The 10,622-nt window shown below is 40.4% G+C and carries 12 protein-coding genes; 8 read left to right on the top strand and 4 right to left on the bottom strand.

Annotated features, from left to right (window positions below; translation table 11 throughout):
- The 3 genes from MHH60_RS32945 to MHH60_RS32935 form a co-directional block, all read left to right on the top strand.
- Positions 1-520, top strand: a 520-nt coding sequence (locus MHH60_RS32945; protein ID WP_341161219.1) for a zincin-like metallopeptidase toxin domain-containing protein, incomplete at its 5' end; no start/stop codon positions are given.
- Positions 520-873: a hypothetical protein gene (locus MHH60_RS32940; protein WP_081388878.1), complete on the top strand. Its 354-nt coding sequence runs from the start codon at positions 520-522 to the stop codon at positions 871-873. The genes MHH60_RS32945 and MHH60_RS32940, both read left to right, overlap by 1 nt.
- A gap of 395 nt (positions 874-1,268) precedes the next feature.
- Positions 1,269-1,607: a hypothetical protein gene (locus MHH60_RS32935; protein WP_076133905.1), complete on the top strand. Its 339-nt coding sequence runs from the start codon at positions 1,269-1,271 to the stop codon at positions 1,605-1,607.
- Between the two features lie 16 nt (positions 1,608-1,623).
- On the opposite strand, the gene MHH60_RS32930 is transcribed toward MHH60_RS32935, so the two are convergent.
- Entirely contained in the window at positions 1,624-2,313 is a 690-nt protein-coding gene (locus tag MHH60_RS32930) for a Crp/Fnr family transcriptional regulator (protein WP_076133906.1), read from the bottom strand.
- An 80-nt stretch (positions 2,314-2,393) separates the two neighbouring features.
- Between MHH60_RS32930 and MHH60_RS32925 the strand changes: the two genes are divergently transcribed.
- Complete coding sequence (locus MHH60_RS32925; RefSeq protein ID WP_076133907.1) at positions 2,394-3,146, top strand: HAD-IIB family hydrolase; 753 nt, start codon at positions 2,394-2,396, stop codon at positions 3,144-3,146.
- 318 nt (positions 3,147-3,464) lie between these two features.
- Here MHH60_RS32925 and MHH60_RS32920 read toward each other — a convergent pair whose 3' ends face one another.
- The 3 genes from MHH60_RS32920 to MHH60_RS32910 all read right to left on the bottom strand — a co-directional run bounded on the left by MHH60_RS32920 (position 3,465) and on the right by MHH60_RS32910 (position 6,294).
- Positions 3,465-4,664 carry an MFS transporter gene (locus MHH60_RS32920; RefSeq protein ID WP_076134077.1) on the bottom strand — a complete coding sequence of 400 codons (1,200 nt, stop codon included), beginning with the start codon at positions 4,662-4,664 and terminating at the stop codon, positions 3,465-3,467.
- Between the two features lie 66 nt (positions 4,665-4,730).
- Positions 4,731-5,348, bottom strand: coding sequence for a sugar O-acetyltransferase (locus MHH60_RS32915; RefSeq protein WP_076133909.1), 618 nt, complete (start codon positions 5,346-5,348; stop codon positions 4,731-4,733).
- A gap of 37 nt (positions 5,349-5,385) precedes the next feature.
- On the bottom strand, positions 5,386-6,294 hold the full coding sequence (locus MHH60_RS32910; RefSeq protein ID WP_076134078.1) for an ROK family protein: 909 nt from the start codon (positions 6,292-6,294) through the stop codon (positions 5,386-5,388).
- 303 nt (positions 6,295-6,597) lie between these two features.
- On the opposite strand from MHH60_RS32910, the gene MHH60_RS32905 reads away from it, so the two are divergent.
- The 4 genes from MHH60_RS32905 (at position 6,598) to MHH60_RS32890 (ending at position 10,248) form a co-directional block, all read left to right on the top strand.
- A complete protein-coding gene (locus tag MHH60_RS32905) occupies positions 6,598-6,969 on the top strand; it encodes a hypothetical protein (protein ID WP_076133910.1) in 372 nt (123 codons plus the stop codon).
- A gap of 432 nt (positions 6,970-7,401) precedes the next feature.
- Positions 7,402-8,616: an S-layer homology domain-containing protein gene (locus tag MHH60_RS32900; RefSeq protein ID WP_143766642.1), complete on the top strand. Its 1,215-nt coding sequence runs from the start codon at positions 7,402-7,404 to the stop codon at positions 8,614-8,616.
- Positions 8,617-8,797: 181 nt separating this feature from the next.
- Positions 8,798-9,250 carry an RNA polymerase sigma factor gene (locus MHH60_RS32895; RefSeq protein WP_248547642.1) on the top strand — a complete coding sequence of 151 codons (453 nt, stop codon included), beginning with the start codon at positions 8,798-8,800 and terminating at the stop codon, positions 9,248-9,250.
- Entirely contained in the window at positions 9,247-10,248 is a 1,002-nt protein-coding gene (locus MHH60_RS32890) for an anti sigma factor C-terminal domain-containing protein (RefSeq protein WP_076133912.1), read from the top strand. The genes MHH60_RS32895 and MHH60_RS32890 overlap by 4 nt, the downstream gene beginning before the upstream one ends.
- Positions 10,249-10,622: the final 374 nt, after the last annotated feature.

Raw genomic sequence — 10,622 nt, 5'->3', positions numbered from 1 at the left:
ATTATCCACAGAAGGCGGATTGCTAAAGCCAAAGCTTCCAAAAGAAATAGATCTAGTGCAAGAGACTGTTGATTTTAAATTATGGGAAGAAATGCCTGTTAGTGGACAAAATAAATTAACCACTGATGGATTAAGAATTATGAGTATCAGAGACATAAAGAAGTTTAAAAGCGAAATGAATTTAAATAATATAAAAGTTATTATGGATAAGAAGGGAACTATTCTACCTGAAAAGGCTGTGGGAGGTTTCAATCCAAATACTGGACAGATAGTATTAAGACCTGATGCTTCTTACTTAAGTGTAGTTCATGAATCTTATCACGCTAAGCACTTTGGAGAACTTGGAAAAGAAAATTATATAAAATTATCGACTTTAGAAAAGGAAGAGTATGTTTATAGAGAAATTATGAAAAATAAAGGTGAATTGAGTATTGAAGAAATATATGAAGCACAAAGATATATATTCAAACTAAGGAACGGACAATGGCCTTTATCGAATTGGAAAGGATTTGATGAATAATGCAAGAAAGAATAAATACTAATCTAACAGCTAACCAAGCTTTGGAGATAGCTCGAGATTATAAGGATAAGTTTAAACTGTATGGAGTTATACATGATGATATAGAAAAGTCTGTTAGATTTTATAATGAGTTTTATAGAATTAAGGGTTGTGTGTGGCTTGTTTTGGCGGATATAACTCCTAAAGATTATGAAGGTGATGACGAAATTACTTTCGTGGTTTCTGATGAAGACGGTGCTGTTGATCATGTGCTAGATCATAACGGGATACCTCAACGTTATCATATACCAAGCAATAGAAATTATAGCGATGAAGAGTTTGAAGCTATCTTTGATGAAGATCATGATGAGTAAAAGAGTCTAAACTCGAGGGGGATTAATCATTTGCCGACTCAATCCATCATTCGAACAATGACACATATATCTCATATATTACCTATATAAAGATTTTTACTATTTCGTTTGTACGCACAATAATGCTTGAGATTTTATAACCTAATTAACACTAAAGCCTTACATAGAACAGGTCGATTATGGTCAGATACCACCATGACTGACCTGTTTTTTTATATTCATTTTCCGGTGTCGTAGCTTGCGGGTCCATCCAATATCCCTCACAAATAAAGATTTCAAAAGGAGTAAAGCACCCCCAAAAGGCTTTACTCCTTTTTAACATTTAGTCTAAGCTATGTTATTATTACCTTATATTTTCCTATAAATAACAAAATATAGAGTTTGGAGGTTTACGAATGAGAAGTAAGCGTAACTTGATAATGCTGTTATTGTTTGCTTTGACGATTATCCTTTCAGCCTGTAATGATAAAAAAGCTGCGATATTATCCATGGATGAAATACGGGATCTAGCTCAGCAAGGCGAGGCGTTGTCGTGGAAGGATTTTGAAGGTTATCCCTTTGAAGATGTCGGTTCAGGCTTGTACATCCGTAAATATGAAATTAATGAAAACTACCATGTGCTGGTGGGTGGAGGAAGTGTTGATGCAGCTCCTCTGTATATAAATCTTGTCAAAAGAAACGGAGAAAAGATCGATATCCGTTATGATGACATCGATCATTTTATCCTCAATTAAATGAGGGGCTTTTAGGCTATTCAAATCTTATTCCGTTAGATAATTCATCCAGACGCTCCCAGTCGAGTACAACAATTTCTTGCTTAACTTTATATAAAATTTCCATGTCGGTGAGCCGCTGAATAACACGGTTTAAATGGCGGGGAGTAGTCCCAATTAACGAAGCTATATCTGGGATATAGGGTGTCTGAATTTCTTTTCCAAACTCCCTTTGGAGTTGAATGGTCAATAAATAACTTGCAAACCTTTCCTCTACAGAGCCCAGCAAGTTCGTTCGGGATGCGGACGTGCAGGTTAGAAGCTTGTAAGAAAGATGTTTTAGCAACAAGTCTTTAAACCTGTGGTTATCCATTAGGTCAGACTCAACCTTTTGTTTCGGGATAAATAAGAGGCTGGTTTGTTGTACCGCTTCAACTTGGGATTGGATCACAACCTCCTGCACGTATTCAATATCCCCGAATAATGACAAGGGTGAGCAGAAACGTAATAACAAGGATTTTCCCGTCCCCACACTAGAAGAAACCTTGGTACGCCCCTCCACTTGAAAATAAATTCCGTCCAGCTCATCGCCCTCACGCAAAATGATTTCATTCTGCTCATAGACAAGTAACTGGATTAAAGCATGTGTTGACGGCGTGAATACTTGGTCTAGATTAAATTGTGTAATGTAATGTGATATCAGATTTGGATCATGAATAGATTTCATCGTTTACTCCTTTTTGGACATCGGTCCTTTCCATTATATATGAACTCGTTAATATAGAGAAAAAGGGGAGGTTATTAACTGTGAAATTTATTTTTGATTTAGATGGGACGATTTGTTTTAGCGGCAAACCATTGAGTGAATTTATTGTACAAGCCTTGGATTCTCTAATTGAAAAAGGACATGAGGTTATTTTTGCGTCAGCCCGGCCTATTCGTGATTTATTGCCTGTGTTGCCTGCTCATATGCATCATTTTTCTATGGTTGGCGGGAATGGTGCGTTTATTGCAAAGGGTGGGGAGGTTATTTCGACGATACATTTTGACCCACAGACTGCGGACAACCTCCTGAATTTGATTGAAGAATTTGATGCAACATATTTGATTGATAGTCACTGGGACTATGCATATTCGGGTTCTGTAGACCATCCCATCCGGAGAAATGTAGATCCAGAACAACGCGCCAAAAATGTAACTCCATCAGAGCTGGATGAGATTGTGAAGGTAGTTATTTTGAGCAGTCTGAACGGGGAACAACTTATACATAAGCTGCAAAATCTGCCGATTGTGATCTACCAGCATGGACAAGAAGATATTATGGATATAAGTCCACAAGGTGTGAACAAATGGACAGGACTAAGGAGATTAGGCATAGAACCGCAGCAATTTATTGCTTTTGGTAACGATGCTAATGATATAGAAATGTTTAGACATTCCGCACATTCGGTTTGTGTTGGCGATCATATAACCTTGGGAGAAGTTGCAACGGAAAAGGTTAGTAGCAGTGAAGAGCAGATTGTTAGAAAAATAATGGAGCTGGTGGGAGGTCTGCGATAATTGTTGGGATGGTGATCACCAGCTCAGAGGCCATTGTTGCGGACTGTATAGTCGCTATTTCAGGATTTAGCTTCATTAGGCGGAGTGTTCAGACTCAGGAGGCGTTATCTAGTCAGAAGACAGCGGCTTTTGCACAAAAACAACTCAATAACGACTCTGGGGTCCGAATAACCTCATTTCTGTCTATTTCGAAGCCAATAAGGACATTTGAGTCCGATGGTAGGAGGTTGGTCGCAATTTGCAACAAAAAACCTGCCATAAAATCAGCAGGTTTTTTGGCATGGAAGAGCAGAAATAAGTGCGATAACTATTACTATTCTAAATAAGTTCTTGGCGGCGATTTAAATAACGATATAAAACACAACCGGATATCGCGCATATAGCTGCACATAAACCGATAAAACCATACCCAGCTTGAAGTCCACGTAGCAAACCAGTTTGTGATTCTGCTCCGTAAAGCCTCTTTACACCTTCGATTACTGCACCTATGGCATAGTTGCCAATCACGCTACCGACTCCCATTAGTGTAACTGTAAAGGTGATGGCAGTGTCACTGCCATGCGGATACCTTTTTGCGATAAACGCCATGACTGTCGGATAAATCATAGCGATACCTATGCCTGCTGCCGCGAATAGAAACGCGAGCTGTTCCCCACCCAAAATAGCAGCAAATGTACATAAGGCAGAGAAGGCTGAAAAGATGATAAGCGATAGATTGAAACCAATCTTATCTGTAACCGGCCCCAGCAGAAGCCTTGCTAGCGAGAAGCAGAGAAAAAAGGTGGACAACATACCAGAAGCTGTAACTGTATCCCACAAGTATGCTTTTTCTAGAAAATTCACTAACCATCCACCTACTGCAAGCTCTGACACCACGCCGAAGGAAAGAATAAGCACCATCAGCCATAATGCGGGATCGCGGACCAACGTTTTTAAAGGGATCCGGTCCTCTTGCGGAAGATCATCTCCCGGAAATGTACTGCGCAAGGCAGATAGAATAGGCAATAAAGATAAGCTTAGCATAATCAGATACATTCCGCGCCAGTCGAGTGGATGGCCAAATATACTTACCGACATGAGTCCTGTTGCCAGCAGTGGAGCTAAGGTTGAACTAAATCCGTAGAAAAAATGGGATAAGTTCATCATCGTCCCGGTATTTTTTACGAAGATGCGTGCTCCCAAAATGGCAAGACCAATCTCCAGCATTCCGTTTCCGATGTACATCAGGAAATACGAAGCTGAGAAAAAGGGGTAGCTGTGGGAGATATAGATTAACACTCCTGAGAATATCATGGATGCAAAAGCAATGATACTGACAGCCTTGATCCCCCACTTCCTAACCAATACAGCTGTAAAGGAGCAGGCGATCAAATAACCTAATGCATTTAGGGATAAAAGGGTGCCGAGCTGTTTCTCGTCCAGATTAAAGTCGAATTGGATTCGCGGAATGGCAGGTCCTTTAATATTTTCCGATATGCCAAACACTATAAATCCTAAAAAGATGGTTGCCAATTGCATGGCGTAAATCTTGTTAAATCCCCCGAAGCGCTTTTTCAAATTAAGATCCTCCCAGAACGGGTTACTTTATTGCTCGATGTCCCTGTAATAATCTTCTTTAAGTTTTTCCCAGTGTTGCTTATCTTCTTCGGTGATTGCTCTTAATACCTTGCATGGGTTCCCCACCGCAATTACATTGTCAGGGATATCCTTAGTCACGACTGAACCTGCACCGATGATTACATTGTTGCCGATTTTTACCCCAGGATTGATTACCGCGTTTCCCCCAACCCACACATTGTTTCCGATGGTAATCGGTGTACCGAATTCAAGCATACTAATACGCACATCCGCATCTATGGGGTGACCAGCAGTATATACGCCTACTCTAGGTCCGAAGAGAACATTGTTACCAATCGTTACTTTAGCTACATCAAGGATAATGCAGTCAAAATTAGCGTAGAAGTTATTGCCAACGGTAATATTACTGCCGTAATCACAACGGAAAGGAGGTTCAACATATAATGACTCTCCTGTAGACTCAAATAAGTGTTTGAGTAGTTCTACTCTATATTCACCTTGTTCTTCCGTCGTATTGTTAAATAAACGAGTGAGCATTCTGGATCTTTTGTTATCTTTTGCTAATTCTTCACCGCCTGCCATATATAGCTTTCCTGCAATCATGTTTTCTTTGTTTGTTGCCATTCGTAGTTCCTCCTGAAGTGTATGTTAGTTTTATGTTTTACCGGCGCTTCTCAACCAGCTGCAACGAGTAGGTTAAGCTTTCCAGTGTGATCGCAATTAATCCGTTCATGTAATGATCATCAGGTTGATCCAGCACAATTAAGTGAGGCATATGCTCCTCTGGAATCACTTCCAGACAATGTTGATAAATCGGCCGCACATTCTCTTGTTTGACTTGTTCTCCTGTGAGAGCTATGGTCTCTGGATTAATAATTGCAATCAGGGACGATATAGTGTGAGCCGCCAAAGGGATGAAGGTATCCGTCTGGTCCAAGCTACTCAATTGCTGTTCACGCGAGATTCCAAACGGTAAAAAAGAGACTTCACCAGCAAATCTAGTATTACCTTTGTGGATATGCCCGTCGATCATCATCCCAGCTCCGGGAAAAGCTCCTTTGATAAAGGTCACTACGGCAATGGTTTTATCCTCTTCATAATCCTGTTGTTTATAGAATCCGTAAACGGTCAGATTCATATCATTTTCAATCGTGACTTCAAGCTGGTATTTTTCTCTGAGCACTGATTCTAAGGGAGCATTAATTAACTCTTTAATGTCACAGATATTGATAACACCTTGGTGAGCAAGGCCGGGAATCCCAATCCCTACTGCCTTGATGTTGTTATATTGTTGGATAAGCGTATCCAGCAGATGGTCGATGGCTTCAGTATCTATGTACTCTAATTCCATCCATCCATGATCCACACGATCACCGACTGAATTGGTCACCGCATAGGTTATGGATTTCTGGCCATCCTCAATTTTGGCATAGATACATGCAATATAGGAAAAATCAGCGTTATAGATAAATCGTCTGGCCGGTCGGCCTCCATTTGAAGCCTCCAGTTCAGTCTCAATGACTTCACCAGTCTCCAGAAGTTCATTTAGGATATTTCCGCAGGTAGCAATACTTAATCCGGTGGCACTTGCAATCGTGGATTTGGTTCCTTCTTTCATCGATTTCAAGGCCTGCTTGATAAGCTCCTGATTTATCTTTTTAACACGAATAGAATTGTTTGCGATTTGGTTTATTTTATTCACCTCTAGACTTTTGAAAATGGTTATTAAAAGTATTATCAATACTATAACTTGGCTCTATATAATTGTCTAGCAATCGACAGTTTTTTATTATGGATTTTTTTGAAATGACATGTGGCTTTTAATCAACCTGCGGTGTCTAATTAAATGTAAGGTCAAGAGGAGGTTCTTACAATGTCTGGAGCTCATGACAAATCCACTGTTTATCCGGATCTTCCAACTTTTCATCAAGCTGTTGGTGAAGTAGACGCTCCTAATTGGTTCATGGGCACTTTTGAGGGAAACAAATTGAAAATTGTTCCTCCTTTGGATCCAGGGTCAGAGCATACGTATGAAACTATTCTTAAATCCACGCTGCACTTGTTTACAATGTCGTTAATCAGTGACATTAATCCACTTGCTCCTAAATGGCTGTGTCAAGAGATTGCAGGATACGAAGTAAAACAAATGCCTGATGAGTTCATTAAAAATTCGACTTCAGAGCAAATTCATAATCTTGTTATTCCTACTTTTCAAGAATTAAATTCCGAGGGCTGGGATCTTTAAACGATCCGAACTAGAGTTGCATGAACAATTTGTTGTATATTTAACCAAAAGATAGTTATAGTTTTTATTATAAGAGGGTCACATTTGCCATGTATTTGAGGCTATTGTGACCCTTATTATTTGTTTCATCGAAGAATAATCCACCTTTCCCGAAGATTTTCACAAAAAGACCCCTTGTAATGAGTGTACAATATGGAAATTAATAGAATCAATGTTATATAATTCACTAAGGTACATGCTGAAAATGCGATCGTTCCCGCTATGAAGTGGGGCGGTCTTTTTTTGTTTTTCTTGTGAAAAAGGAGAGCATTATATTTAGGAATTAGACTTTTTACCCGATAGTTAAGATAAAGGGTTAATCACGATAAACCTGACAAAGAGAGCAGGAACCCCTTACCGATAAGAACGAAAGGGATTATTAAATTGAAGATAATGAAGCTATTGGTACTAGGTCTTATCTCAGGGACAATTGTGACATGCGGCAACGTGAGTTATAGAGTTCATGCTGACACGACACCGTACGAGAATACAGGGACATATGAAGAAGTGGAAGAGGACGGTGAGGAGGATCCGGCATCTTCACTGTTCACTGACATTCAAGGTCACTGGTCCGAGCCTTGGGTGCGCTGGGCGTTGGGCAACCAATTGATGGTTGGTTATGATGATGGGAGCTTTCGACCGGATCAGCCGATTACGGAAGCAGAATTTTTGAAATTATTTTATCTTTCTTTCGGCTATCCAAAGGCTACTAGCATAGGCGAAGAATGGACAGCAGCACCGTATAGAATGGCTAAGTGGTGGAATCATCCAGTTACTGGACTACAATATCCAGTGGCAAGATCGACTCCAATCACCAGAATGGCCGCCGCAAGGTTAGTTGTATCTGGTCTAGGGATGAATTACAACGACACGGATTCCGTCGTTTATTTGCTGGGTAACTCTCTACTTCCACTTCCCGGGGAGCCAACTTTAGTCGGTTTCAAAGGAAATCTCCCGCTTACAAGAGCAGAGGCTATACAATGGATGAGAATGCTCAAGCTTAAGGGAATATATACTGTAAATTCTCGTCCAGAAGAACGATCGGATCGGAGTCACTTACCGTCATTACCAGAACAGGGTACAGGCTTGAAGGACTTTATAGCGGCTCCGGTTACTGACCGCGATTTCGGAATCACGGATAGTGGACGTAATCTTTTTATTGATTTTGGGAGTTCAAGAATGTTAGTAGAGGAACATTACGGGGATTCAACAGGTCAAGATGTATTCAATAATGAAATGTATAAAGAAGTATCTGTACATTATGATACCGAAGGTCGGCTGAACGCTTGGAAAATAGACAAAGATAATGAGCGCATTGATCCAATCCACATAGGTACATTGAACAATATTCGACCTGGGGTAAGTACATTGGAAGATGTGCTAAAGGCATATGGTACATACGTTGCAGTGGATAACGAATACGGGATTATAGTGAGTTACTGGTTTGAGAACAAGGGTGGAGTGTATGAGCCCCGATTGTCACCTTTTGAAATGGATAATATGGAGGGTGGGTTCTATATAGGCTTCATTATTGACAAACAATCTCTGAAAGTTCAAACCATACTCATATCTACAGCTCAGCAGGCAATGAATCCTACGGATATATAGGAATTGTACTGGAACCTTATTCATTCTTTAAAATGTGACGGCATGTCTTTCTGAGGCAGCCGTCTTTTCTTTTATAATTTTTTTACCTCATAAGCTAACATTCTGAGAACTTTATCGTTATACATACGAAGGGAGGTGCAGGATGAAGCCCGGGCAGCTACATCAGATACTTCAACCTAAAATGTTAGAAATTCAAAAATACCTGATTCGTCTCGGGGCACCTGCAGCCGACGCTGAAGATATCGTACAGGATACGGTGTATAAGGCTCTTTTGTATATTGATTCCATTGATGAGAACAAATTCAGTGCATGGTTATATAAAGTAGCGATCAATCGCTACTATGATCTGTGCCGCCGACGCAAGCGGATAGTCATTCCTATTGACTATGTAGATGTGCCGGATATGGAATTGCCAGAGGATCATGTGCTGTTAAAAGAGAAACGGGAAGACATCGAAAGAGTGTTGGATGAGCTTCTACCGCTCCATAAACAACTCATTATTATGAAGTATGAGCTGGAGCTGTCCTATCAGGAGATAGCTGAGCTTCTGGGAATTACGACAGATACAGTGAAATCGGCATTGTTTCGTGCCCGCAAGCAATTTCAAAAAAAGTATAGAGGTGAAGCGGAATGACAGCTCCATGGGAACAAAAGGATGATCAGAACCTTTCAAAAGTAATTAAGAAGGCAAAACGAAAAACAATGATTCGAAACACAATCATTTCTCTAGTGGTGACGGTTATAGTATTATTCGGCGGGATGCTGGGTAACGCCCATCTGACAAGCTGGTTGGCGATGCGTGGTTTGGATGAAGAGAGGATCATGATGAAGATTAGCAGTCCTAACCTTCAGGAGTTGAGAACTGAACTTGATTTAGGGTTTCTATCGGGTAAAGTTGAACTGAGCACTTACAAAGTTGTTGAGGGTGTGCCCATCGTATGGGATACTAAAAAACTGTATTTCGATATGGGCAGCCGGTTTTCTCTGCTTAATAGGGGATACTCTAGTATAAATGTTCCTGACCCGGTAATGACACAGCAAAATTATGAATACTACCGAGGATATAACAGTCAAAATGGTCAGCGGGAAATGATGTTTTATGTGCCTGGAGTGAATTATAACGAAAAAGTGCTAAATGACCTGCCTGCACTCGAACAAATGGAACCTGGCAAGCTCGTAGAAATGGCTGTTTCTTTTGATAAAAGCTACACTCAGGTAGAGGTAGAGAAGATGCTGCCGGCGGGTTTGACACAGACTTGGTATTGGGTAGATACGTATGACAATAAAAAGAACCTTGAGTTTATTAGGAATGACAGCAGCCCGAATAAATATGCCTTACCGGAATCTGCTAGACAAGTATATGGCTACGGTGGGGAATGGGAAGGGTTATTTAAGCCGAAACCAGAGGATTTTTTACAATCCTTAACCTATGGGCTTCAGATGAAGGGCAAGCATTACGGAGAGTTTGAGCGAATCTCGAATTACTTGAAAAAGGATAAAGCGGCGCCGGACGCCAGTGATGTACAGCTATTGGGAGTTGTCGTTACTGGAACTGCGAAAGAGCTGCAAAGCCTCAAAGGAAAACCCTATGTAAATACGGCAGTTCTCGGCGCGATTGTGGATAAATATTAGATCAATATAGTAAAAATGTTGGAGGGGTTGTTCTACAGGTGGATTTTCTACGAAAGAAGACAGCCTCTGCTGACCTCAAGCGGCAATTTGTCTATGACGTGATCGCAGAAATCGCTGATATCTCCGGTTGTTTTTAGTTAACCAAATACGCATTCCGACTCTATAATTAGGGAAATTCTCCCTATTATTCTTAGATATCTGGTCGTCTAACTTATAATTAGGGAAAACCTCCCTGTAATTTACCTAATTTAGTGAAAAATAAACGAATCATCTCGATTTTTAGGGAGAAATTCCCTCATTATGCTCTTTTTTAGCGAATATCGGCTATTTTTAGGGAGTTTTTCCCCAATTACACTAAAGCGCACATCACACAT

It is taken from the genome of Paenibacillus sp. FSL H7-0716, from assembly GCF_038002705.1.
In the GTDB taxonomy this organism is placed as follows: Bacteria; Bacillota; Bacilli; order Paenibacillales; family Paenibacillaceae; genus Paenibacillus_AQ; species Paenibacillus_AQ odorifer.
This window is presented reverse-complemented; position numbering and strand designations above follow the sequence as displayed.